The sequence below is a fragment of the Herbaspirillum sp. GW103 genome, assembly GCF_000261365.1.
Classification (GTDB): Bacteria; Pseudomonadota; Gammaproteobacteria; order Burkholderiales; family Burkholderiaceae_D; genus Herbaspirillum.
The window spans coordinates 1,805,972-1,827,915 of the sequence record NZ_AJVC01000003.1; the positions used below are offsets into that span (position 1 = coordinate 1,805,972).

At 60.6% G+C, this 21,944-nt stretch carries 21 protein-coding genes, 5 tRNA genes and 2 pseudogenes; 10 read left to right on the forward strand and 18 right to left on the reverse strand.

Going from position 1 to position 21,944, the window contains the following annotated elements:
* Nucleotides 1-57: 57 nt before the first annotated feature.
* Together GWL_RS11585 and GWL_RS11590 are read right to left on the reverse strand one after the other, a co-directional pair.
* On the reverse strand, nucleotides 58-492 hold the full coding sequence (locus tag GWL_RS11585) for an organic hydroperoxide resistance protein (RefSeq protein ID WP_008330181.1): 435 nt from the start codon (nucleotides 490-492) through the stop codon (nucleotides 58-60).
* A gap of 237 nt (nucleotides 493-729) precedes the next feature.
* Nucleotides 730-1,215, reverse strand: coding sequence for a MarR family winged helix-turn-helix transcriptional regulator (locus GWL_RS11590; RefSeq protein WP_008330183.1), 486 nt, complete (start codon nucleotides 1,213-1,215; stop codon nucleotides 730-732).
* A gap of 131 nt (nucleotides 1,216-1,346) precedes the next feature.
* Between GWL_RS11590 and earP the strand changes: the two genes are divergently transcribed.
* Nucleotides 1,347-2,540 (forward strand): elongation factor P maturation arginine rhamnosyltransferase EarP, encoded by a 1,194-nt coding sequence (gene earP, locus GWL_RS11595; RefSeq protein ID WP_034350470.1) that lies wholly within the window; start codon nucleotides 1,347-1,349, stop codon nucleotides 2,538-2,540.
* A gap of 116 nt (nucleotides 2,541-2,656) precedes the next feature.
* On the forward strand, nucleotides 2,657-3,232 hold the full coding sequence (locus tag GWL_RS11600; protein WP_008330187.1) for an elongation factor P: 576 nt from the start codon (nucleotides 2,657-2,659) through the stop codon (nucleotides 3,230-3,232).
* Between the two features lie 83 nt (nucleotides 3,233-3,315).
* Here the strand turns inward: GWL_RS11600 and GWL_RS11605 are convergent, their stop codons facing one another.
* The gene (locus GWL_RS11605; protein WP_008330189.1) at nucleotides 3,316-4,152 is read right to left on the reverse strand and encodes a FadR/GntR family transcriptional regulator; all 837 of its coding nucleotides are present in this window, start codon (nucleotides 4,150-4,152) and stop codon (nucleotides 3,316-3,318) included.
* Nucleotides 4,153-4,293: 141 nt separating this feature from the next.
* Here GWL_RS11605 and denD point away from each other — a divergent pair, with 141 nt between their 5' ends.
* Complete coding sequence (gene denD, locus GWL_RS11610) at nucleotides 4,294-5,268, forward strand: D-erythronate dehydrogenase (RefSeq protein WP_008330191.1); 975 nt, start codon at nucleotides 4,294-4,296, stop codon at nucleotides 5,266-5,268.
* Nucleotides 5,269-5,347: 79 nt separating this feature from the next.
* Here the strand turns inward: denD and mmsB are convergent, their stop codons facing one another.
* The 3 genes from mmsB to GWL_RS11625 form a co-directional block, all read right to left on the reverse strand.
* Entirely contained in the window at nucleotides 5,348-6,241 is an 894-nt protein-coding gene (gene mmsB, locus GWL_RS11615) for a 3-hydroxyisobutyrate dehydrogenase (RefSeq protein WP_008330192.1), read from the reverse strand.
* Nucleotides 6,242-6,251: 10 nt separating this feature from the next.
* Nucleotides 6,252-7,760, reverse strand: a complete 1,509-nt coding sequence (locus GWL_RS11620) for a CoA-acylating methylmalonate-semialdehyde dehydrogenase (RefSeq protein ID WP_008330193.1) — start codon at nucleotides 7,758-7,760, stop codon at nucleotides 6,252-6,254.
* Nucleotides 7,761-7,824: 64 nt separating this feature from the next.
* Nucleotides 7,825-9,057, reverse strand: a complete 1,233-nt coding sequence (locus tag GWL_RS11625) for an ABC transporter substrate-binding protein (RefSeq protein WP_008330194.1) — start codon at nucleotides 9,055-9,057, stop codon at nucleotides 7,825-7,827.
* A gap of 209 nt (nucleotides 9,058-9,266) precedes the next feature.
* Between GWL_RS11625 and GWL_RS11630 the strand changes: the two genes are divergently transcribed.
* The 4 genes from GWL_RS11630 (at nucleotide 9,267) to GWL_RS11645 (ending at nucleotide 11,979) form a co-directional block, all read left to right on the forward strand.
* The gene (locus GWL_RS11630; RefSeq protein WP_008330195.1) at nucleotides 9,267-10,184 is read left to right on the forward strand and encodes a LysR family transcriptional regulator; all 918 of its coding nucleotides are present in this window, start codon (nucleotides 9,267-9,269) and stop codon (nucleotides 10,182-10,184) included.
* Between the two features lie 92 nt (nucleotides 10,185-10,276).
* Entirely contained in the window at nucleotides 10,277-10,858 is a 582-nt protein-coding gene (locus tag GWL_RS11635; protein WP_008330196.1) for a DJ-1/PfpI family protein, read from the forward strand.
* A gap of 153 nt (nucleotides 10,859-11,011) precedes the next feature.
* Nucleotides 11,012-11,599 carry an RNA polymerase sigma factor gene (locus tag GWL_RS11640; RefSeq protein ID WP_008330198.1) on the forward strand — a complete coding sequence of 196 codons (588 nt, stop codon included), beginning with the start codon at nucleotides 11,012-11,014 and terminating at the stop codon, nucleotides 11,597-11,599.
* On the forward strand, nucleotides 11,599-11,979 hold the full coding sequence (locus GWL_RS11645) for a hypothetical protein (RefSeq protein WP_008330200.1): 381 nt from the start codon (nucleotides 11,599-11,601) through the stop codon (nucleotides 11,977-11,979). Before GWL_RS11640 ends, GWL_RS11645 begins: the two co-directional genes overlap by 1 nt.
* A 29-nt stretch (nucleotides 11,980-12,008) precedes the next feature.
* Here GWL_RS11645 and GWL_RS11650 read toward each other — a convergent pair whose 3' ends face one another.
* Together GWL_RS11650 and GWL_RS11655 are read right to left on the reverse strand one after the other, a co-directional pair.
* Nucleotides 12,009-13,262: an NAD(P)/FAD-dependent oxidoreductase gene (locus GWL_RS11650; RefSeq protein WP_008330202.1), complete on the reverse strand. Its 1,254-nt coding sequence runs from the start codon at nucleotides 13,260-13,262 to the stop codon at nucleotides 12,009-12,011.
* A gap of 2 nt (nucleotides 13,263-13,264) precedes the next feature.
* Nucleotides 13,265-14,068, reverse strand: coding sequence for an enoyl-CoA hydratase-related protein (locus GWL_RS11655; protein WP_008330204.1), 804 nt, complete (start codon nucleotides 14,066-14,068; stop codon nucleotides 13,265-13,267).
* A 362-nt stretch (nucleotides 14,069-14,430) separates the two neighbouring features.
* On the opposite strand from GWL_RS11655, the gene GWL_RS11660 reads away from it, so the two are divergent.
* Together GWL_RS11660 and GWL_RS23390 are read left to right on the forward strand one after the other, a co-directional pair.
* Nucleotides 14,431-14,931: a hypothetical protein gene (locus tag GWL_RS11660; RefSeq protein ID WP_008330207.1), complete on the forward strand. Its 501-nt coding sequence runs from the start codon at nucleotides 14,431-14,433 to the stop codon at nucleotides 14,929-14,931.
* A gap of 11 nt (nucleotides 14,932-14,942) precedes the next feature.
* A complete protein-coding gene (locus tag GWL_RS23390) occupies nucleotides 14,943-15,251 on the forward strand; it encodes an antitoxin VbhA family protein (protein WP_157174228.1) in 309 nt (102 codons plus the stop codon).
* Nucleotides 15,252-15,490: 239 nt separating this feature from the next.
* On the opposite strand, the gene GWL_RS11665 is transcribed toward GWL_RS23390, so the two are convergent.
* The 4 genes from GWL_RS11665 to GWL_RS22735 form a co-directional block, all read right to left on the reverse strand.
* Nucleotides 15,491-16,669, reverse strand: coding sequence for a zeta toxin family protein (locus GWL_RS11665; protein ID WP_157174229.1), 1,179 nt, complete (start codon nucleotides 16,667-16,669; stop codon nucleotides 15,491-15,493).
* Between the two features lie 32 nt (nucleotides 16,670-16,701).
* The gene (locus tag GWL_RS11670) at nucleotides 16,702-17,586 is read right to left on the reverse strand and encodes a zeta toxin family protein (RefSeq protein ID WP_034350693.1); all 885 of its coding nucleotides are present in this window, start codon (nucleotides 17,584-17,586) and stop codon (nucleotides 16,702-16,704) included.
* A 2-nt stretch (nucleotides 17,587-17,588) separates the two neighbouring features.
* Nucleotides 17,589-17,831: a hypothetical protein gene (locus GWL_RS11675; RefSeq protein ID WP_034350473.1), complete on the reverse strand. Its 243-nt coding sequence runs from the start codon at nucleotides 17,829-17,831 to the stop codon at nucleotides 17,589-17,591.
* Nucleotides 17,832-18,071: 240 nt separating this feature from the next.
* Nucleotides 18,072-18,509, reverse strand: coding sequence for a hypothetical protein (locus GWL_RS22735; RefSeq protein ID WP_237713553.1), 438 nt, complete (start codon nucleotides 18,507-18,509; stop codon nucleotides 18,072-18,074).
* 414 nt (nucleotides 18,510-18,923) lie between these two features.
* Here GWL_RS22735 and GWL_RS11685 point away from each other — a divergent pair.
* Nucleotides 18,924-19,169 (forward strand): annotated as a pseudogene (locus GWL_RS11685) (cytosine methyltransferase); the annotation flags it as partial.
* A 323-nt stretch (nucleotides 19,170-19,492) separates the two neighbouring features.
* On the opposite strand, the pseudogene GWL_RS11690 reads toward GWL_RS11685, so the two are convergent.
* The 6 genes and pseudogenes from GWL_RS11690 to GWL_RS11715 form a co-directional block, all read right to left on the reverse strand.
* Nucleotides 19,493-20,804, reverse strand: a pseudogene (locus GWL_RS11690) (IS1380 family transposase).
* A 439-nt stretch (nucleotides 20,805-21,243) separates the two neighbouring features.
* Nucleotides 21,244-21,319 (reverse strand) — tRNA-Glu (locus GWL_RS11695).
* A gap of 73 nt (nucleotides 21,320-21,392) precedes the next feature.
* Nucleotides 21,393-21,468 (reverse strand) — tRNA-Ala (locus GWL_RS11700).
* A gap of 78 nt (nucleotides 21,469-21,546) precedes the next feature.
* A tRNA-Glu gene (locus tag GWL_RS11705) sits at nucleotides 21,547-21,622 on the reverse strand.
* A 56-nt stretch (nucleotides 21,623-21,678) separates the two neighbouring features.
* A tRNA-Glu gene (locus GWL_RS11710) sits at nucleotides 21,679-21,754 on the reverse strand.
* 80 nt (nucleotides 21,755-21,834) lie between these two features.
* Nucleotides 21,835-21,910: transfer RNA gene (locus tag GWL_RS11715), tRNA-Ala, on the reverse strand.
* Nucleotides 21,911-21,944: the final 34 nt, after the last annotated feature.

Genomic DNA, 21,944 nt, shown 5'->3' on the forward strand with positions numbered 1-21,944 from the left:
CTTTCAGACTGACCAGCGCAGGCAGGAGCCGTGTCGGCCCCGCCTCGCCTGAAGGCATTACACCAGGTTCAGGGTCACGTTGATGTTGTCGCGGGTGGCGTTGGAGTACGGGCACACCTGGTGCGCCTTGTTCACCAGATCCTGCGCCACGGCACGGTCCACGCCCGGCAGCGAGATGTTCAGTTCGGCTTCGATGCCGAAACCTTGCGGAATCTGGCCGATGCCGACCTTGCCGGTGATGCTGGCGTCCGCAGGCAGGGCCACCTTGGCCTGGCCGGCGACGAACTTGAGCGCGCCCAGGAAGCAAGCCGAGTAACCGGCGGCGAACAGTTGTTCCGGGTTGGTGCCGTTACCACCGGCGCCGCCCAGTTCCTTGGGGGTGGACAGCTTGACGTCCAGGACGCCGTCGGAGGACTTGGCCGAACCTTCACGGCCGCCAGTGGCGGTAGCGGTGGCGGTGTAGAGGGCTTTTTCGATCTTGTTCGAGGGCATGGTATTTCCTTTCAAAGTTCAGGTTGTCGTCACCCTTGCGGGTTTCGTTTGAGGGGTGGGATGTCGAAAGATTCGCTTTCGTTCTTTCGTTCATCACCGGCTTGCCAGATTGTCTTGCTGCTTCACTTCCAATGCTGCGGTGCTGCGTTCTTGCGACCTTCCCTGCGGCGGCGTCAACGATATAAATAATTAACTATATTATTGCGCACAATATAAACCACAAAGCTTGTTACATTTTCATTCATTTTCGGCGTCGACCAGGCCCTTGCGGACCTGCTTCAATTCCACCACCAGCGCCTTGATCCGGTCCAGCGCGGGCAGCATGCAGCTCATCTGCTGCGGGACGGCCTTGGCCTTTTCCCGCAGGGCGCGACCGGCCTCGCTCAGGCTCACGACCACCCGGCGCTCATCGCCGGCATCGCGATTGCGGTGAAGCAAACCCATGCTTTCCATGCGCTTGAGCAGGGGGGTCAGCGTACCAGAATCCAGAAACAGACGCGTGCCCAGCTCCGAGACGGTGATGCCATCCCTTTCCCACAGCACCAGCATCACCAGATATTGCGGATAGGTGATCTCCAGCGGGGCCAGGATCTGCTTGTACGCCTTGGTCATGGCCAGCGACGCCGAATACATCGCGAAACACAGCTGATTGTCCAGAAGCAGGGCTTCGTCCATCAGTGCGTCGGGGAGATTCGTTGTCTGCGTCTTGTCCATGTGCTGCATATTAAACTGCTCAAAATTTAATTGCAAGCTATTTAATTTGAAAAAATTTGTCCAAGTCGTTCATTTCCCTTCATCCGCCACGCGGCCAAGCCGGTATCATGCGGCCTGCTTCTGCTTTTTTCTGCATATCGATGAATTCCCACCCCAATCCCCTGCGCTCACTGGACCTGTTCTGCAAGGTCGTCGACAACTACGGCGATATCGGCATCTGCTGGCGCCTGGCGCGGCAGCTGGCGCACGAGCACGGGCTGGCGGTGCGGCTGTGGGTGGATGACCTGGTGAGCTTCCGGCGCATCTGGCCCACGGTAGACACGCAGGCGCATGCGCAAGAGCTCAGCGGCGTGACGGTCCTGCACTGGCGTGGCCAGGATGGTCAGTTCACGCCGGACGACGTGGCCGATATCGTCATTGAATTCTTCGGCTGCGAGATTCCGCCCGGCTATGTGGAAGCCATGGCACAGCGCTCGCCCAAGCCCGTCTGGTTCAACCTGGAAGGCTTGTCAGCCGAAGCCTGGGTCGAAGGCTGCCACACCCTGCCCTCCCCGCATCGCGCGCTGAAGCTGACCAAGTATTTCTTCTTTCCCGGCTTCAATGAGCGCACCGGCGGGCTCAGCTTCGAAGCCGACCTGCAAGCCCGACGGCAGGCCTTCCTGGCCGCGAACGAAGGACCGGCCTTCCTGGCCAGGCTGGGCGTGACACCAGAGCAGGCGCAGGCCTGCAAGGTCTCGCTGTTCTGCTACGACTACGCCCCGATCCCCGAATTGTTTGCGGCCTGGCAAGCTTCGCCGGCCCCCATCACCTGCCTGGTGCCGGAAGGCGTGGGACGCGCTGCGATCGAGGCCTTCTTTGGCACGCCGATGCGCGCCGGCAGGGTGGCGACACAAGGTGCATTGACCGTGCGCGTGCTGCCCTTCGTGCCGCAGACGGATTACGACAACCTGTTGTGGAGCTGCGATCTCAATTTCGTGCGGGGTGAAGATTCCTTCGTACGGGCCCAATGGGCCGCTCGCCCTTTCATCTGGAACATCTACCACCAGGACAAGAACCTGCACCACACCAAGCTCAATGCCTTCCTGAACATCTATGACCCGGCCACACCGGCCGTAGCCGACCTCAACCGCGCCTGGAACGGCGCCTGTCCGGGTGAGCCGGACTGGCACGCCATCTGGCAAACCCTGCAAACGCAGTTGCCGGCATTGAACGGGCAAGCAGAACAATGGGTACAGAAGATGTTGGCAAATGGCGACTGGATGAACAATTTGCTGAGCTTCGCCGCGCGACTGGCCGCCGAAGACTGGAAGACTGCAGAAAATGGGTTAAAATAGCGGGCTATCGTTTTAACTAACGCAATTTGGAATTCAATCGAACGTGGGCTTGCGGTGAAGTTTTACCAGTGGGCTACTGACAGTTTGAAAAAACCTACTTTTCACGACACATCGCTATGAAATTTGCAAAAGAAATCCGCGTCGGCAACATCATTATGGTCGACAGCAAGCCCATGATCGTCCTGCGCTCGGACGTCAACGGTTCTTCCCGCACCGGTTTCACCTACAAGTGGAAGATGAAGAACCTGCTGACCAACAGCCCGCTGGAAAGCGTCTTCCGTGGCGACGACAAGTTCGACGTCGTGGTGCTGGACAAGAAGCCGGTGACCTACTCCTACTTCGCTGACCCGCTGTTCGTCTTCATGGATGAAGAGTACAACCAGTACGAAATCGAAGGCGAGAACATGGGCGACGCCATCGGTTACCTGAAGGATGGCATGCAGTGCGAAGCCGTCTTCTACGAAGGCAAGGCCATCTCGGTCGAAATGCCGACCACCATCGTGCGCAAGGTTGCCTACTCGGAACCGGCCGTCAAGGGCAACACCTCGGGCAACGTCCTGAAGGAAGCCAAGATCGAAAACGCCATCGAAGCCAACCAGATCACCGTGATGGTGCCGCTGTTCGTGAGCCAGGATGACGACATCGAAATCGACACCCGCACCAACGAATACAAGAAGGTCGTGCGCGGCTGATCATTGCCGGTGCCAATAAAAAACGCTGCCTGGTGCAGCGTTTTTTTATGCCTGTTTTCCGGGCAGCAAATGAAGCGCCGCGCTCACCCTCCACTCCTCACCCGCGCCAGATCCCGCGCCGCCGCCTGCCCTTGTGCACTGGCCCAGAAAGCCTTGTCGGCCGCCTGCAGGCGCTGGGCGGAATTCTCCATGTGACGCAAGGCCGCCGCCCGGGCGGCCTCGGCATTGCCGTCGCTGATGGCTTGCGCCAGCGCCGCATGTTCGGCGCGCACCTGCTGCACGAACTCGCTGCTGCGCGCCTCGTTCATGCGCGCCACCCGGATGGCGGCATGCAGGAACTGGCTCAGGAACTGCACCAGCGAGGTGTAGAGCGGATTGTGCGAGGCATTGGAAATGGCGGCATGGAAGGCAAAATCTTCCTGCACGCCATCGCGCCCCGCCGCTGCTGCCGTATCGATGTCCTGCAAGGCTTGCCGGATCGCCAGGTTCTGCGCCCGCGTGCGGCGCTGCGCCGCCAGGGCCGCCATCTCCCCTTCCACCCCGCGCCGCAGCTCGATGACCCGCAGCACCGCCTGGATGGAGTCGCGGCCGTCATCCACCTTCAGATCCAGCCGGAACGGCGTGGCCTGCGTGACCGGTAGCACTACCGTGCCACTGCCCCGGCGCGAACCGACCAGGCCCTCGGATTTCAGGCGCGAGATGGCTTCGCGAATCACCGTGCGGCTGACCGAAAAACGTTCCGTCAACTCCATCTCCGACGGCAGCCGCGCATCAGGGGCAAATTCCCCGCTGCGAATCTGCTGCGCCAGCACGCTGGTGACATGGTCGGCCAGCGTGGTCTTGCCACGCGCGGCCGCCGCCATCGAGCCAAGGGCCGACGCCTGCGGCCTGGAGGAGGATGAAGTCTTCATGGCGCGCATGATACCGCGCAGGCATGGGCTTTTGTGACTTACGCTTCATATTCTCAAAGTTGTATTACAACTTCCGCTATAATGCGCAGCACGGGTTTCGCTCAAGCGTTCATATCCCCCTATTCCGACGACAGATCACGAGGAGAACACATGCACATCGTCATCACCGGCGGCGCCGGTTTCCTGGGTAGCCGACTGGCGCGCCAGCTGCTGCAGCGCGGCACCCTGACCGGCCGCGACGGCCAGCCGCAAGCCATCAAACGCATCACCCTGCTGGATGTGGTACCGGCGCAGGGTTTCAATGATCCGCGCATCGAAGCCGTCACCGGCGATATCGCCGACGCTGCCGTGATCGAGCGCGTCATCACGCCCGAGACGCAGTCCATCTTCCACCTGGCCGCCATCGTCAGCGGCCACGCCGAGGCCGATTTCGACCTGGGCATGAAGATCAACTTCGACGCCACCCGCGTCATCCTCGAGCGCGCCCGCGCCCTGGGCACCAAGCCGCGCGTGGTCTTTACCAGCTCGGTGGCGGTATTCGGCGGCGAGCTGCCGGCCGTGGTCCCGGACAACACCCTGCTGATGCCGCAGAGCTCCTACGGCGCACAGAAGGTCATGGGCGAACTGCTGGTGCAGGATTATTCGCGCAAGGGTTTCATCGATGGCCGGGCGCTGCGCATGCCGACCATTTCGGTGCGTCCGGGCGCGCCCAACAAGGCGGCTTCCAGCTTCGCCTCGGGCATCATCCGCGAACCGCTCAATGGCCAGCCCTCGGTCTGCCCGGTCACGCCCGATACCCGCATGTGGCTGATGTCGCCGCGCCAGGCCATCGCCAACCTGATCCATGGTCATGAAATCAATGGCGCCGACCTCGGTCTGGCCCGCTTCCTCTCCATCGACGGCTTGTGCGTGACCGTCGGGGAGATGGTCGATGCCCTCGAACAAGTGGCCGGCAAGGAAGTGGCACAACTGATCGAGTGGAAAGAAGACGAAGCCATCAAACGCATCGTCAACTCCTGGCCCGGCGCCTTCGAAGCCAAGCGCGCCAAGGCGCTGGGCTTTACGGCCGATGCCAGCTTCGCCGACATCATCCGTGCCCACATCGAGGATGAAGTGAAGAAATAAGCTGCACATCCGCATGCAGAAAAAGGAAGGGACGGCCCCGCAAGCGGCCGTCCCTTTTTTCTGCCTGCGGGCCTTGGCCTTACTTCGCCTTGCCCAGCATGTTGAAGATGCTGGAGAAGTCCAGCTTGCCGGCACCGTTCATGCTGTGGATGTCGTAGAGGTTGCGGGCGGTAGAGCCCAGCGGAATGGCGCAGTTGGTTGCCAGCGCATTTTCCACCGCCAGACCCAGATCCTTCAACATCAGGTCCACGCCGAAACCGCCGGCATAGTCCTTGGAGGCAGGTGCCGTTTCCATCACACCGGGGCAAGGGTTGTAGACTTCCAGCGCCCAGTTGCGTCCAGAGCTCTTGGACATGATTTCCGAGAGCACCTTGGGATCCATGCCGTTGGCCATGCCCAGGCGGATGGCTTCGGACGTACCGATCATCAGGATGCCCAGCAGCATGTTGTTGCAGACCTTGACGGTCTGGCCGCTGCCGCTGTCCCCTGCGTGATAGATCGCCTTCCCCATCTTTTGCAGATAAGGCTGGGCCGCCTCGAAGGCTTGCTGGCTGCCGCCCACCATGAAGGTCAGTGTGCCTGCCGTGGCGCCATTGGTCCCCCCCGAGACCGGTGCATCGAGCATCTCGAAGCCGCGCGCCCCGGCCGCTGCCGCCACCTTGCGCGCCGCTTCCGGCGCGATGGTGGAGCAGTCGATCAGCAGCGCCCCCGGCTTGGCCGAGGCCAGTACGCCGGCCTCGCCCAGGTAGAGGGACTCCACATGCCGGCTGGCCGGCAGCATGGTGATGACGACGTCGGCCTTGGCCACCGCTGCCATGGAATCGGCTTCGGTCTTGCCCCCGCTTGCCACCAGCTTGTCCACACTGGCCTTGACCAGGTCATGTCCACTGACCGAGAAACCGGCCCGGACCAGGTTCTGCGCCATCGGCAAACCCATGTTGCCCAGGCCGATGAAGACGATGTTGGCGCTCATGCTGCTCTCCTTACTTCAGGGTGATGGTGGTGTTGACCTGACCGGCCTCTTCGTCGGGCGCATACCAGCGCGCGGTGACGGTCTTGGTCTGGGTCCAGAAGGTGACGGCCTGCTTGCCGTTGGGGCCGAGGTCGCCCAGCTTGGAAGCGCGCGAACCAGTAAAGCTGAAATAGGCCACCGGCACGGGAATAGGCACGTTGATGCCGACCTGACCGACGTCGATCTCGTTCTGGAACTTGCGCGCCGCATAGCCCGAGCTGGTGAAGATGGAAGTACCGTTCCCATTGGGATTGGCATTGATGAAGGCAATGGCTTCATCCAGCGTCTCCAGTTCGACAATGCACATGGCCGGGCCGAAGATTTCCTGGGTGTAGATATCCATCTCCGGCTTGACGCCTGTGAAGACGGTTGGACCGACGAAATTGCCGTTCTCGCTGCCGGCCACCTTGCAGTTGCGACCATCGAGCAGCAGCTTGGCACCCTGCTCCACGCCGCTGGCGATGAGGCGTTCGACACGTTCCTTGGCCGCCTTGGAAACCAGCGGGCCGACATCGGCCTTGCGGTCGGTGCCGGGGCCGACCTTCATGGCCTTGGAGCGTTCCACGATTTCCGGAATCCATTCACGCGTCTGGCCCACCAGCACCACCACCGAGTTCGCCATGCAGCGCTGGCCCGCCGCACCGAAGGCCGCGCCCAGCAGGTTGTTGATGGCCTGATCCTTGGGTGCATCGGGCAGCACGATGCAGTGGTTCTTGGCACCCATCATGCACTGGGCGCGCTTGCCGGCCTCGCTGGCGCGACGGTAGATGTGGGTACCGACATGGGTCGAACCGATGAAGGAGACCGCCTTGATATCAGGATGGTCGCAGATCATGTTGGCCACGTCCGGGCCGCCATGCACCACGTTCAATACGCCCGGCGGCAGGCCGGCCTGGTTGGCCAGTTCGACCAGGAACAGCGACGAGGTCGGATCCTGCTCGGAGGGCTTCAACACGAAGGTATTGCCGCAGGCCACGGCGATGGGGAACATGAAGCAAGGCAGCATCACCGGGAAGTTGAAGGCAGTGATGCCAGCGCCCACGCCCAGCGGCTGGTAGAGCGTATAGACGTCCACGCCACCGGCCACGTTCTCGGCCAGTTCGCCCAGTTGCAGCGAGGTGATCGAGCAGGCGTGCTCCACCACTTCCAGGCCGCGCATGACTTCACCTTCGGCGTCCGGCAGGGTCTTGCCGTGTTCGCGGGTGATCAGTTCAGCCAGCGGGGCGATGTTCTCGCGCAGCAGTTGCTGGAACTTGAGCATGATACGCATGCGCTGCGCCAGTGAGGTATTGCGCCAGGTCTTGAAGGTTTCCTTGGCGTTGGCCACGGCCCGGTCGACTTCTTCCTTGGTGGCGAAGGGCACGCGGGCTACCACTTCCTGGGTGGCCGGGTTCAATACATCGCGCCACTCCTTGGAAGTGGACTGCACCTTTTCACCGTTGAGGTACAGGGGAACGTTGGGGATGTTGGCTTGGCTCATTGCGATTTCCATAGTGAAGAGGTGGGGAGAGCAAGGCCGGCAGCACGGCTGCCGGCCAGAGGCATTACTGCTTGACCAGCGGGCAGGCCGCGTCCATCGGACGGAAAGCCTGCTGAGCCGGGATCACCGAGAGCAGCTTCAGGTAATCCCACGGGCCCTTGGACTCGGCCGGGGTCTTGACCTGGTACAGGTACATGTCGTGGATCACGCGCCCATCCGGACGGATGGAGGCATTGCGCATGACGGCATCCGAGATCGGGATTTCGCGCATCTTCTGCGCCACCACCTTCCAGTCGGAGGTCTTGGCGGCTGCACGTGCCTTGAGGAACTGATAGACGCTGGAATACACGCCCGCCTGCACCATGGTCGGCTTGTTGTTCTTGAACTGCGCTTCGAAGCGCTTGGAGAAGGCGCGCGTCTGCTCGTCGTAATCCCAGTAGAAGCCATCGGTATAGACCAGCCCCTGCGCGGCCTCCAGTCCCAGCGCATGCACATCCGACAGGAACACCAGCAGTGCCACCAGGCGCTGGTCCTTGCCGCCGATGGCAAAGGAGCGTGCCTGTTTGATGGCATTGACCACATCGGTGCCGCCATCGGCCAGACCGATCACCTGGGCCTTGGAGGCCTGCGCCTGCAGCAGGAAGGAAGAGAAGTCGGAAGCATTCAGCGGATGCCGCACCGAGCCCACCACCGTGCCGCCATTGGCCTTGACCACGTCAGCAGCATCCTTTTCCAGCGAGTGACCGAAGGCGTAGTCCACCGTCACGAAGTACCAGGATTTGTTGCCCAGCTTGGTCAGCGCCGCCGCCGCACCAGCCGCTTGCGAGTAGGTGTCGAACATCCAGTGGAAGCCATTGGGCGCGCATTCTGCCGTGGTCAGCGCACCGGTGGCCGGGCCGCTGTACATGGCAATGCCGCCCTTGTCCTTGATGAGCTTTTGCACCGCCAGGGCGACCGAGGAATTGGTGAGGTCGGCGATGGCCTCGACCTTGTCGCGGTCCAGCCATTCGCGGGCGCGGGTGACGCCAACATCCGGCTTGTTCTGGTTGTCCGCCGAGAGGATCTCGATCTTCATCCCCTTGCACTCATTCTTGAGGCAATCCTCCACCGCCATCTTGGCAGCGACCACCGAGCCCTGCCCACCCATGGCCGAATACGGGCCGGACATGTCGGTGAGCACGCCGATCTTGACGGTGTTGGCGTCCTGCGCCAGGGCGGGAATGGCAGTGGCGCCCAGCGATACCGCACAGGCCACGGCCGCAGCCGTGAGGGAACGGCCGAAAGCGTTCTTGGACATCTTGTCTCCTTGATCTTGTGATTGTTGTCGGACCTGCCCGCGTTCATGGACGGCGGGTCTTGCCGTTGTCTCCTGCCTTGCAGCACCTCTCCTCTCTACGCGGGGTGCCGTCACGGCCCCGCTATTCTGCATGTGCGTATTTATCGATACAATAACCACAAAGACAAAACGCTTTTGCATTGATGCAAATCGCAAATCACGGAGAGCACATGCTGGACTGGGACAACCTCAGGATCTTTCTCGAACTCACGCGCAGCCAGGGCCTGGTGGATGCCGCCAAGAAGCTGGGCATCGACCACTCCACCGTATCGCGGCGCATGAAACGTTTTGAAGAACAGGTCGGCAGCCAGCTGTTTGACCGCAACAATCACGGCTACAAGCTCACCGCGGACGGCTACCGGCTGGTGGAATATGCCGAGCAGGTCGAAAGCACGCTCTACGCCGCCACCGACGAGCTGGGCGGACACAACAGCAAGCTCTCCGGCCAGGTGCGGCTAGGCGCCACCGAAGGTTTCGGCACCTTCGTGCTGGCGCCGCACATTGCACATTTTTGTGCGCGCAATCCGCACATCACGGTGGACATGCTGCCCATGCCGCGTTTCGTGAATCTGTCCAAGCATGAAGCCGACATCAGCGTCTCGATCGAGCGGCCCTTGTCGGGTAATTACGTGGTCACAAAACTGTCCGACTATGTTCTGAAGCTTTATGCTTCACGTGACTACCTGGCGCAGCACCCGCCCATTCATACTGTGGATGACCTGGCGCAACACAACTTCATCGGCTACATCGATGATCTGGTCTTCAGTGAAGAATTGCGCTACAAGGATACGGTGGCGCCGGACGCCTTCCGGGCCTTTCGCAGCACCAGCGTGGTGGCGCAATACACGGCGGCCTGTGCCGGCCGGGCGCTGGCCATCCTGCCCTGCTTCCTGGCCCAGCAGTCCGAAGAGCTGGTGCCGGTGCTGCCCGGGGAGATCGCCATCACGCGCACCTTCTGGCTGGTGGCCTCCAGCGAACAACGCCATGTGGCGCGGGTGTCGGCCCTGTGGAGCTACCTGCGCGAGTGCGTGGAACTGAACCGCGACTTCCTGATGGGCCAGTCGCGTCGGATGCGCTGGCTGGAGTGAGACTGGCGGCCAGCCCATCCGCGACGAAATGCGTTTCAACCCGGCCGCCCGGCTCCTCCCCGCGCTGGCGGCCTTATCCCAAGGAGATGACGATGGCTGCAAAGAAGATCCTGCTCTTGACCGGTGATTTCGCCGAGGATTATGAAACCATGGTGCCCTTCCAGGCCCTGCAGATGGTCGGCCACACTGTTCATGCGGTCTGCCCCGGCAAGAAAGCCGGTGACAAGGTGAAGACCGCGATCCACGATTTCGAAGGCGACCAGACCTATACCGAAAAGCCGGGCCACCAGTTCGCCCTCAACGCCAGCTTCGATGAGGTCAGCGCTGCCGCCTACGATGCCCTGGTGGTGGCCGGTGGCCGCGCGCCGGAATATCTGCGCCTGAACCCCAAGGTGATCGAACTGGTGCAAGCCTTCGCCAAGGCCGACAAGCCCATCGCGGCGGTCTGTCACGGCCCGCAGGTGCTGGCGGCGGCCGGTGTGCTGGAAGGCAAGAAGGTGTCGGCCTATCCGGCTTGCGCCCCGGAAGTGAAGCTGGCCGGTGGTCAGTTCGCCGATATCGCCGTGGATGCGGCCATCACCGATGGCAAGCTGGTCACGGCACCGGCGTGGCCGGCGCATCCGGCCTGGCTGGCGCAGTTCCTGCAGGTGCTGGGCACGCGCATCGAACTGTAAGGCCTGGCGCCTCAAGCGGGGAGCGGCTGCCAAGGGTGGGGGGCTCCCCGCAAACCCGCTGATTTTGCTTGTTTCTTCATTTACCCTTCGCAGTTTCCCCCCTTTTTTTCCTGCTGGCCCACAATATGCCCCGAGATCAACCGTCTTCAGGGCATGCAGCCCATTTCCACCCTCTCCCCGATGAGCGACCAGGACCGCGAGATTACCGCCACCGTCATGCGCGAGCGTAGCCGGCTGGGCGGTTTCATCCGCCGTCGGGTAGCCGACGCCGGTGAGGCCGAAGACATCCTGCAGGAAGTGTTCTACGAGTTCGTCCAGGCCTATCGCCTGCCGGAACCCATCGAGCAGGTCAGCGCCTGGCTGTTCCGGGTGGCGCGCAACCGCATCATCGACCGCTTCCGCAAGAAGAAGGAAGAGCCGCTGCCCGAGGCGCACGACATCGAGGAAGTCGACGGCGCCGAAGATGCCTGGCGGCTGGACTTGGTCCTGCCGGCCAGCGATGGCGGGCCCGAAGCGGCCTATGCCCGTGCGGCGCTGATCGAAGCCTTGCAGGCGGCGCTGGACGAATTGCCGGAGGCGCAGCGCGAAGTCTTCATCGCGCACGAACTTGATGGCCTCAGCTTCAAGGAAATGGCCGCTGCCAGTGGCACCAGCTTGAATACCCTGCTGGCGCGCAAGCGCTATGCAGTCCTGCATTTGCGTGAACGCTTGCAGGCGGTTTATGACGAATTGGAGATGTAATGGATCAGAATGAAATGCCTCAAAATCCCCCCACCCCGGCACGCCGCGATCGTGGCTTCCGTGGCGGGCGTGACCCGCGCCGCTGGGGCGTGAAGCTGCTGCTGTGCCTGCTGTGCGTGCCCCTGCTGGGTGTGGTGGTGATGCTGCTGTGGAACTGGGTGATGCCGCCGATCTTCCCGGGCGTGGCCGAGATCGGCTTCTGGCGGGCGCTGGGATTGCTGGTGCTGTGCCGGGTGCTGTTCGGCGGCTTTCGCGGGCGGCATGGCAGCTGGCATGAGAAGCGCCGCTTCATGCGCGCTCGCTGGGAAGCGATGACGCCTGAGGAACGCGAACGCTGCCAGCTGCGCAGCCGCATGTTCTGCCGCCAGGAGCGCAAGTGAAGGAAAACGCCCTCCCGGGCTGAACGCCATCAGCCCAGGGCCGAGGGCTGGGGCGCGATGTTCCAGTCGCGCTCCTGCAAGCCAATCGAGGTGAAGGGATCGACCAGGGTACCGGCCACCATCCGGGCCAGCAGTTGCGGTGCAGGCGGCACCACCGACAAGCGCGCCGCCAATTGGTCGCGCACCCATGGCAACCACACCGAATCGGACTGGTAGAACGGCGTGAACATCGCCGACATCGCCTGGAAGGTCCGCACGTGGCGGCGTCGCGAGGCGGCATAGCGCGGCAGCGCCTGTTCCGGCGTATCGGACTGCTGCAGGGCATGAATCAGCGCCCGTGCATCAAGCAAGGCCATGTTGGCCCCCTGCCCCAACTGCGGGCTGGTCGAGTGGGCGGCATCACCAATGATGGCCAGCCGCTGTCCATACGGCGCAGGCAAGGTGTGATGGCCGTAGCGCGCCAGCGTCATCTGCTCGAAGCCATCGATCTGGGCCAGATAGGGATCACATTCCGGCCACAGCGCATGAATTCCCTCCTTCCATGCTTCCAGCCCCCGTTGCTTGAGCTGCTCCACCTGGTCCGGCTTGGTACTCCAGAAGAAGGCCACCATGGGATCATCCTGCTGCCTCGGACGACCAATGGGCAGCACTCCGATCATGGTGCTGGCGCGGCGATAGCGCTGCACCAGTGAATTGACACCGAACGACAGACCGGGCTGGGCGCGCAAGGAAACCCAGAAGGCGCCATAGGGCAGGCGCTTGGGCTCGCAGGTATTGAGCGCGTAGCGGCGCAGCAGCGAACGGGCACCGCTGGCATCGATGACCAGATCGAAGGGGCCGATGCGGCGGCCGTCCGCAGTCGTGAGGCTGGCACCGGCGCTGCCCTGCTCCAGGCCGTTGATCTCATGGCCGGTTTCGGCTTCGAGCCCTTCCCTCTGCGCCGCCTCCTGCAGGACACCGAACAGGGCTGCACGATGGACGGCAATGCCATAGCGTCCGCCGCGCACGGCGTCATATCGCACATCCAGCACCGTCTTGCCGCTGAGGGCGTCGGCCCCGTAGAGGCGGTCGATGCGCTGGCCCAGCGCGGCGATGCGCGAGAACAGGCCCAGGTCTTCGAGCACCGTCAGTCCGGTGGGCTGCAGGATCAGGCCGGAACCCACCGGTGCGGCCGTGACGAAGCGTTCCAGCAAGGTGACGCGATGGCCGGCGCGCTTGAGATAGAGCGCCATGGCCAAGCCGGCCGGGCCGGCACCGGCGATGGCTACGTGCATGGATTTCATGCTTATCCTGCTGCAGATGAATTGCGAGTCCAGGCGGGGGCGTCTTTTTCGAGGAAGGCGCGCAGGCCTTCCCGCCCTTCAGGCGAGGCGCGCAGGTCGGCGATGACGCCGGCCGTGTATTCCGCCAATTCAGGCGTGACCTGCAGCGGATTGGCCACCTGTACCAGTTGCTTGGCGGCGCGCATCGCCTGCGGTCCGTTGGCCAGCAAGGTATCGATCACTTGCAGGACCTTGGCATCCAGTTCCTGGGCCATCACCACTTCATGCACCAGGCCGATGGCGGCGGCGCGAATGGCAGTGAAACGCTCGCCCGAGACGAAGAAGCGGCGCGCCTGCGATACGCCCATCTTGGCGATCACGTAGGGGCTGATGGCGGCCGGAGCCAAGCCCAGCTTGACTTCGGAAAGTGCAAAGAAAGCCGCCTCGGAAGCTACCACGATGTCGCAGCACGAGACCAGGCCAACACCGCCGCCCATGACCGCGCCCTGGACCTTGGCTACCGTCGGCGCCGGGAAGCTGTTGAGGGTTTCCATCAGCAGTGCCAGCTTGCGGGCATCGTGCAGATTGTCCTCGCGCGAGGCATCGGCCATGCGGCGCATCCAGGCCAGGTCGGCGCCGGCGGAGAAGGACTTGCCGGTGGAGGCCAGCAGCAGGACGCGAGTGCGTTTGTCGTCACGCGCCTCGTTGATGAGGACGATCAGGCGGGCGATCAGCTGATCGTCGAAAGCATTGTGGACATCAGGGCGATTGAGGGTCAACGTGGCCAGGCCACGAGGGTCGATGTCGAGATGGGCGGCTGCGGTCATTTTCGCTCCTGCGATCAGTGGGGTCCTGCAACGAGATTGAAAACAGAGGTGCGGTGGAGGATAGCGCAAAATTCCTGCGGCAAGTGTTACGGGGAAGACAAACACCGACTGGCTGGTCTGGAAAAAATGATGCTGTCGGGGAGCGTTCGAGGGATCGTTGCGCTACCGACGTCCAACGCTGGACAGGATTTCTGCTGGCCATTTCGGCTTGCTCTTGAGGTGATAGCAGACCCAGCCCAGCAAGCCATAAGGAATCGTGAACCACAAGAAACAAAGCGCAAACAACTGCGCCAGCAACATGAGGAAAGTAAACGGATAGCCTGAAGCTGTCCGGCTCGCAAGAGTTCCGGCGCGAAGCCTGGTTGCAAGCTGAGTCGCAAGGCATCAAGACACAGGGTTACACGCCCAAGCAAAGTGACCTGGCCGCGCTGGAAACCTTGCGGAAAGAGCGCTCTACGAACGCCATCACGCCCCTGCAGGAGCGCAAGGCAGAGCGCGCAACAACGGTACGCGAAGAGGCCATAACGGCGGCACCGCGCCACGATCTGAACAAGAACCAAGCGGCCATGCACGTTGAGGCCAGCAAGTTCATCGCCACCAACATGCAAGCGCTGCAAAAACGGCCCGGCATGGCCGACAAGTCGGTAGAGGACTTGACCAAGCTGGCCTACTGGCGCGGCATCGTGACCGAACAGAACAAGTTGCAGCCCAAGCCTGTGCAAGATGAAGCGCTCGCGCGCTTCGACAAACAGGCGGTTGACCCGCAGTTTTTAAAGCGCCTGAATCAGGAGACAGAGTCGAAGATTCAGGACAAGACCACTGAGCGCGTGCAACAGCGCGATACACACGAGCAATCGCTTTGATGAGGCCTGCCGTGCACCCACTGAATAATTTCGAGTTAGGAAATATGAAAAGGGCCTTCGCACAAACTGATGCGATTTTTGCACTCGAAGGATTTGAGCCTGACGCGGACATGCACGCAATTCGTGAAGCGCTTTTAGCAGGGCGTGTCACTCACGCTCAAGTCATCCAAGAAAAACTTGACTTCATAAAATGCACAAAACTCTCGATGGATTCAAACAGTCTCGCTCTTGGATCTAAAGTTGTTTCATGGCCAACTCCTACACCGATACCAATGGAATCTATCGGAACAAACTTGGCGCTACTGATGCCGCCCGGTTAAAACAACTTGAGTACGGCCTCACTGCCGAGCGTTCTAGTGAAATACTGAACAAGAAAGCCAACTATCGGCTCCGATCCACCAACAATAAGACGAACAAGCCGCACGTGCCCTACGTCGAACGAGGACTCGCGGAGGTGTGCAGCAGCGATGAATCAACGGCCTCCCGCTCCACGCGCGCTATGTTCTGTTTGATGGATTCTAACTGCTCGTCGCGGCGCAGAATCTCACCACGCTTCCGATCAGCTTCCAGATTCTGCACGAAATTCTCGGTGAAAAGCCTGTTGGTCTGCTGCGGTTGCGTCGTACTTCGCAAAGTCCGGCGCTATCCCCTTGAACTCTGAGGCCTTCTCGTGGAACCCGCGAAAGTACACCGCCTTGGCCAGCTCGCCCCCGGTGTGCTGGCCATACCTGGCATCACGCGCAAGCGTGGCTGCGTTCGCGTCGAGCTGGTTCATGGCGTGGACATGAATCCGCTCTTTCTGTACTGCGGTCAGATCGTCTTTTAACGAGTGACGCTCTGAATGTACTTGCGATACTCCGGGTCTGTCTCCATGCGATTCCCGGCTTCCACCATCTTGCGGCCGAGTTCCTGCCTCCAAGCTATGCGGCTGTCGGCCTGCTGCTTGGGTGTAGAACCCTGCTGAGTACCTTCCTTCTCGATAACCGGTGTCGAGGGCTGCTGAGAGTCTTGCGTAGATTTCGTCACGATTGCCTTCCTTTTCTAAAAAATTGATCTGCTTCCATCCTTCATACGCAGTTCTTTGCCTAGGGTTGTTGTCCAACACCTCAAGGCCCACACGATCAACAAACCGCTCATTGATTCGACGCAGCCCGGCGGGCAAGTTCCCTTGAATGTCGGCCATGACACTCAAGGATGCCCCGCGTCCATTGTTGGGATCAAGATAGCGGTAGTTCGTGCGCTCCAAGGCCACCTCGGGCGCAACGTGAACCGCCACGATTTCCACATTAAACCCTTTTTCAAGCGCCTGTTCGATCTTCTGCATCGCCGGTTCTGGGCGACTTAGTTGCCCTTCGAACACGACGGCAGCTACACCCAGCACAGCAGAGGCAACAGTCGATGATTTCCCTGCACCTGGGATTCCCGTCACAAACACCACGGTATCACGGTCAGGCGCTGGCCCTGCTTCAACAAGCCGCCGAAACTGCTCCGAGGACAGAACAGCAGCCGCGTTGTGAACCGCACCATTCAGCGCTGAACGGCTCTCTCGTGACTGCGCAAAGCCTGGCATCAATTCTTTAAAACTGTCGGCACATACATAGCGCCCGCCAAAGGTGTCCGGCCTAGCTGCATACTCGCTCAAAACCTGGTCGGTTCGCTTCGTGGCCAGCTCGATCGCCCTAGCCTCTGCCTCTATCCGTACCGGGTCAGTAAAGCCTCTTGTAGTGATGGTTTCCATGAGTGGGTTCGCTTTCGCGTCAGCCATGTTGGTTACCTGGCATCACGCGCAAGCGTGGCCGCATTTGCGTTGAGCTGGTTCATGGCGTGGCAATGAATCCGCTCCTTCTGCATCTCCTCGATGCGCTTATGGTGGTCTTGTAGCGTCGCTTGATAGCCGGGTGGTGCTTGACGCTGCGCGGCCATTTCACGAGTTTCCGCCCACACATCGGCGGTTTCCTTGAGCTTGTCATCTGTGAGTTTGCGGCCCTCGGCGAGCGCTTCCAACACGTTGCCTCGCCCCTGAGCCTGGCTGTCGAAGAAGACATTGCCGCCACGGTCAATGACGCGAGTACGATCGAGCACGCCACCAGCCTTTGTAAGCGTATTTTCAAAGCCACGCATAGCGTCGTCGTGGTACGTCTCCGCCACCATGCGCGGATTGTCGGCCTTTGCTTGGTGCTGCAATTCATGTCGGTTGTAGATGCCTAGCAAGCTCTGCTCGCGTGGCGTGGCCACAGCCAGCATTTCGACGTTGTAGCCCTGCTCTCGCTTGCCAGCCACGAAGCGCTCTGCGCCTTCTGCCTCCCTGTAGGTACCTTCTTCCAAGATGTTGCGACGGTTGGCCACAGCCAATTCACGCAATGCCTGCACCAGCTTGCCGGCGTCAGCTTGCGTCTCCTGAGATGTCGGCTTGCTGTTGCCCAAAGGGATGCGCTCCCGCATCCGGTCGGCGTCGATATGAATGTAACCGCCCTGCTCACGCAGTTCCGACTTAGCCAGCATAGATGCTTGAGACTTGCCCGCGCCTGGCTGCCCGCCAACGAGCACCATTCGCGGCTCATCCTGTGCCGTCGTTTTTCCAGCTCGCTTTACGTAGTAGTCAAGCGCGATAGCTTTCACCTGCTCATCAGTGAGCGGCTTGTATGCTTCAACCATTCTCAGCGCACCGCAAACGCGGCATCTGCATCAAGGATGCGCTGAATGGTTTCTGTGTCCGTGGGGGTGAGGCTGTCTTGAAGTTCATCAAGTGCAGCCAAACGCATTTCACAATAACGGATGAAGTCCTGCGATGGCTTAGCTTTCTGCTGTTCATCATGGATGGCCTGCATAAATGGCTGGCGACCCTGCCCCAAAACTTCTAACGCCACCTCGTACCGCACACCGTTTTTTAGGTCTGACATTTCTATTCCTTTCAAAACTATTTGCGCTTGCGCCGCCTTTGGCCGCGCCCCTTGGCTTCCCATACCGTGGTGCCCGCTTCTAGCACCCGAAGCACCTTGCCAGTGTGCTCCCTTATCTCGCGTCGTAGTGAGGCAATTTTCTTACATACTTCAGGGTGACGCCCACCGACGCGCTGCCGGTGGCCAGCAAGGGGAGGATGGCACGCTTGGGAAGTAAGTAGGTCATGTGCTCTTTCTTTATCAAAGTTGAGGGCGAATCGTACGGTACAAATTGTTGTTCATGTACACTTTAATGGCGAAGCCGCTCAAGAATGGGTCAATGAATACGACGCGGTCATAAACGCCCACCTCGTACATGGTTCGATCATCCCAGCTTTTGCCCACTGTGACATTCACAGTGCCAACAGAGTTGCCCACACAAACCTTTTTCTGAGGGCTTCCACCCTCCCCGCCATAACCAAGATTCGAGTATGACCCTTCACCAATGCCAACGAAAAAGCTCGTGAAGGGGCCATTTCTCCACCAACCAGCGTTGTTTTGCGCCTGGACTTGGGCGGGTGTTCCCTGCACTGCATTTCGGCCCGAAGAAAGGGCGCTTGTACCAGCAGGGCAGGCGTCATAATAGTTGTTGTACTCGACATTGGCATAGCTGCGCGTACCGTTCGCGCTGGTGGCCATGGCGCACGTGGGGAAGGGGTCAGGCTTCCACTTGAAGATGGCCTCATACAGCCGCTTAATGGGTGGCACACACTGAGACACGGCCATGGGACCAGCGGGGTTAGAGAGGCACAAGAGCACCTCACAACCCCAATCATCCGCGTTTGCGGCACTCGAAAAAGTGGCGGCACACGACGCGGAAAACACAGCTAAAACACGCGAAATTTTCATCTTTTTTATCTCTAAAAATGGAGATATTTTGCCTGTAAATCAGATAGAAAGTTAACCGTTTCACGCACCTTTATTGGTAGCTGGATCAGTCTTAGTTTGCGCTTGAGTTCCCTTGTTGCGCATCGCCAGCAACTCCGCCTTGTAGTCTTCGCATACCTCAAACTGACCCCTGATTTTCGCCAATTCTTCGCAGGTTACTGCGGCATCGGCAACGCCCGCCGCGACTACCTGCACGAGGCCACGACTACGATCAGCCAAAACCACGCGATGGTGCGCAGCATGTCCAAGTCGGCAGCAGGTACAACCGAGCAGCCGGGTAGGAATGTTAGGGCCAAGTCCGGCCTGAACAAGACCATCCTCGATCAGGGGTGCTTCGAGTCCCGCCGCCAACTGGATTACAAGCTAGCGTGGGCCGGCGGGCATCTCATCGCCGTGCCGCCGCAGGAATCCCCAGCCTTCAAGCGGGGGAGGATGTCAAATACTCAAAATCAAAGAAGGATGATCTGACCGAGCGGGAAACGGCCCTGCTGCGAGACTTTGTGAAGGAGCTATGAGATGGAACAAGCACTATTTGATGATCTGCTGCAAAGCCTGCAAGAAGCTAACCCGGATATTTCACCAGTCTTGAAATCGATGAGCAAAGTGCGCTGGAAGGGGGCGATGTATGTCGTATAACCGTTTCTCGAGGCGTATTCTGCCGCTTCGCGTATTTTGAGGCGCAATTCCCCCTACCCCCGTTGTTTATGGCGTGCCGGGGACAGCACTTTTTGTCTTTAAGGAGCCAGTGCCTGCGCGGCGTGGATGAAGACGTGTTTGAGCGGGTGTTGGGACGCTAGCAGCACCCGCACGCGACGCGTGTTGCGCACGATGGTCGTGCCGATCTTGAGTAGTTTGACTCGGATGGTGGCGGTGCAGGCGCGCGCCAGCTCGGTGCCCCCCCAGGGCGAGTCGGCGCAGGTTGATCATCAGCGTGTAGGCGAATGCCGCCAATAGCAGGCGCAACTGGTTGGCCTGAAATTTGTGGCAGCTGGCACGCCGTCCGAATAGATCGAGCTGGGCTTCCTTGATGCGGTTTTCAGCCTCGCCTCGGGCACAGTACAGTCGCTCGTACAAGGCTTTGGGGTCGCCCTGCAGGTTGGTGACGACGAAGCGCGGATTGGTGCCGTGTGCATCGTGCTCAAGCCGCGCGATCACGCGGCGCTCACGATCCCAGCTACGCGCGGCGTAGTCGAATTCACCGATCATGCGCTGTTTGGTGCCGGCCTCTTGATACATATCCGCCAACGCCAGCTCGGCCAACTCGACACGCTGTATCAAGGCGGCGTTCTTTTGCAGGCCGACGATATAGTGCAGTCCCCATCGCTCGAAGCGCCGCAGCGCTTGCGGGCGGCAGAAGCCCGAATCGCCGCGCACGATAATGCGCACGCGCGGCCACGCCTGACGCAGGCGCCGCACGAGCAGCTTGATCAGCGCACTCAGGATACTGGCCGGGTCGCGGCTGCTCGGACGCAGCACGCAGGCCAGGATATCCTGCCCGCAGAACACGTACAGTGGGAGATAGCAGTAGTTGTCGTAGTAACTGTGGAAGTGAGATCTCTCCTGCGCACCATGGAGCGGTATGTGGGTGGCGTCGATGTCGAGAATCAGTTCTCGCGGACGCTCCGATTTGCTGGCGATGAACTGGTCGAGCAGCACGCCATGCAAGGCCGCTGCGTGCGCGCGCGTGGCCGAGGTCTCGAGGCGGCTCAAGGTAGGTGCCGAGGCCAGTTCATTGGCCCGACCCACGGCGGTTTGCAACGCCAGATCGCGTCGCAGCACGTTGTGGTCGCACACATCCTCCCAGCCGCAGCACAGGCCGTAAATCCGTTGCGCCAGCATGTCGCGCATGCTGTGTGCCACGCTGGCGTGGCGACGACGATCATCGAACACGCGCGCTATCGATTGGGTCAAGCCGATACGTTGATCAACCTGCCGCAGCAGCAACACGCCGCCGTCACTAACGATGTCGCCTCCATCGAAAGCCGCCTCGATCACGCGGCGGCCGCCCCGTCCAAACTCCACTGCTTCAACGGTACAATTTGGCATCGGCGGTACTCGGTTGTTATTTGGTGTGAGAGCCTTTAATAACGCGCTTCATCGCGCGACCGCCGACTTCTAGTCATGAAATATCCGGGCTAGCGCTCGCTGCGCGAGCGAGGGATTCGCCCACGTGCCGCGGGCCCGGTTTCGCTTGCAAGCGAAACCCTTCGAATCCCCCCCGCGATGTGCTCAAGCACATCGCTAGGTGACGCCAAACAAAAAAGCCCGCATGCGCGGGCTTTCGGCTGGCTGGGGTGGCTTGGATTGCGTTCGGTGCGCGCTCCACCGCCCTCTAACGCTCGCTGCGCGAGCGAGGGATGCGCCCACGTGCCGCGGGCCCGGTTTCGCTTGCAAGCGAAACCTTTCGAATCCCCCCCGCGATGTGCTCAAGCACATCGCTAGGGGCCACCAAATAAAAAAGCCCGCATGCGCGGGCTTTTTTATTTGGCGTCCCCTGGGGGATTCGAACCCCCGTACTCACCGTGAAAGGGTGATGTCCTAGGCCTCTAGACGAAGGGGACAAAACGGTCACAACTACTACATTCCTCGAATCAGCTCTTCCGCCAATTCACCCCACATTTCCATGCGGGTCGCTGGTGGAGGTAAGCGGGATCGAACCGCTGACCTCTTGCATGCCATGCAAGCGCTCTCCCAGCTGAGCTATACCCCCTGCGAAAGGAAAAGTCCCAAACTCCGGACTATCCAACCTCAAGGTAGCCTGACCGGTCAGATCAGACTACTTACTACCTGGCGTCCCCTGGGGGATTCGAACCCCCGTACTCACCGTGAAAGGGTGATGTCCTAGGCCTCTAGACGAAGGGGACACTATACCGCTACCTACCTGCGCTGCCTGCTGGGTGACAGCGCAGATATCGAAATCTGGCGTCCCCTGGGGGATTCGAACCCCCGTACTCACCGTGAAAGGGTGATGTCCTAGGCCTCTAGACGAAGGGGACAAGCAGGTACTTCATATTACTTCTTGTTTCTACACTTCAAGCTTCGCCTGAAATATCACCGCCAAACATCTGCGGGTCGCTGGTGGAGGTAAGCGGGATCGAACCGCTGACCTCTTGCATGCCATGCAAGCGCTCTCCCAGCTGAGCTATACCCCCGTTGCGAAGAAGCGAGATTATGCAATACCTATTT

Coding starts and splice junctions, on each gene's coding strand:
- GWL_RS11670 (WP_034350693.1), bottom strand. CDS start 17,586: ATGGTTGAAGCATACAAGCCGCTCACTGATGAGCAGGTGAAAGCTATC.
- GWL_RS11665 (WP_157174229.1), bottom strand. CDS start 16,669: ATGGAAACCATCACTACAAGAGGCTTTACTGACCCGGTACGGATAGAG.
- GWL_RS11605 (WP_008330189.1), bottom strand. CDS start 4,152: ATGCGCGCCATGAAGACTTCATCCTCCTCCAGGCCGCAGGCGTCGGCC.
- GWL_RS11645 (WP_008330200.1), top strand. CDS start 11,599: ATGGATCAGAATGAAATGCCTCAAAATCCCCCCACCCCGGCACGCCGC.
- GWL_RS11635 (WP_008330196.1), top strand. CDS start 10,277: ATGGCTGCAAAGAAGATCCTGCTCTTGACCGGTGATTTCGCCGAGGAT.
- earP (WP_034350470.1), top strand. CDS start 1,347: ATGAATTCCCACCCCAATCCCCTGCGCTCACTGGACCTGTTCTGCAAG.
- GWL_RS11675 (WP_034350473.1), bottom strand. CDS start 17,831: ATGTCAGACCTAAAAAACGGTGTGCGGTACGAGGTGGCGTTAGAAGTT.
- GWL_RS11590 (WP_008330183.1), bottom strand. CDS start 1,215: ATGCAGCACATGGACAAGACGCAGACAACGAATCTCCCCGACGCACTG.
- GWL_RS11630 (WP_008330195.1), top strand. CDS start 9,267: ATGCTGGACTGGGACAACCTCAGGATCTTTCTCGAACTCACGCGCAGC.
- GWL_RS11600 (WP_008330187.1), top strand. CDS start 2,657: ATGAAATTTGCAAAAGAAATCCGCGTCGGCAACATCATTATGGTCGAC.
- GWL_RS11625 (WP_008330194.1), bottom strand. CDS start 9,057: ATGTCCAAGAACGCTTTCGGCCGTTCCCTCACGGCTGCGGCCGTGGCC.
- GWL_RS11640 (WP_008330198.1), top strand. CDS start 11,012: ATGCAGCCCATTTCCACCCTCTCCCCGATGAGCGACCAGGACCGCGAG.
- GWL_RS11585 (WP_008330181.1), bottom strand. CDS start 492: ATGCCCTCGAACAAGATCGAAAAAGCCCTCTACACCGCCACCGCTACC.
- GWL_RS11620 (WP_008330193.1), bottom strand. CDS start 7,760: ATGAGCCAAGCCAACATCCCCAACGTTCCCCTGTACCTCAACGGTGAA.
- GWL_RS11650 (WP_008330202.1), bottom strand. CDS start 13,262: ATGAAATCCATGCACGTAGCCATCGCCGGTGCCGGCCCGGCCGGCTTG.
- GWL_RS11655 (WP_008330204.1), bottom strand. CDS start 14,068: ATGACCGCAGCCGCCCATCTCGACATCGACCCTCGTGGCCTGGCCACG.
- mmsB (WP_008330192.1), bottom strand. CDS start 6,241: ATGAGCGCCAACATCGTCTTCATCGGCCTGGGCAACATGGGTTTGCCG.
- GWL_RS22735 (WP_237713553.1), bottom strand. CDS start 18,509: ATGGCCACCAGCGCGAACGGTACGCGCAGCTATGCCAATGTCGAGTAC.
- denD (WP_008330191.1), top strand. CDS start 4,294: ATGCACATCGTCATCACCGGCGGCGCCGGTTTCCTGGGTAGCCGACTG.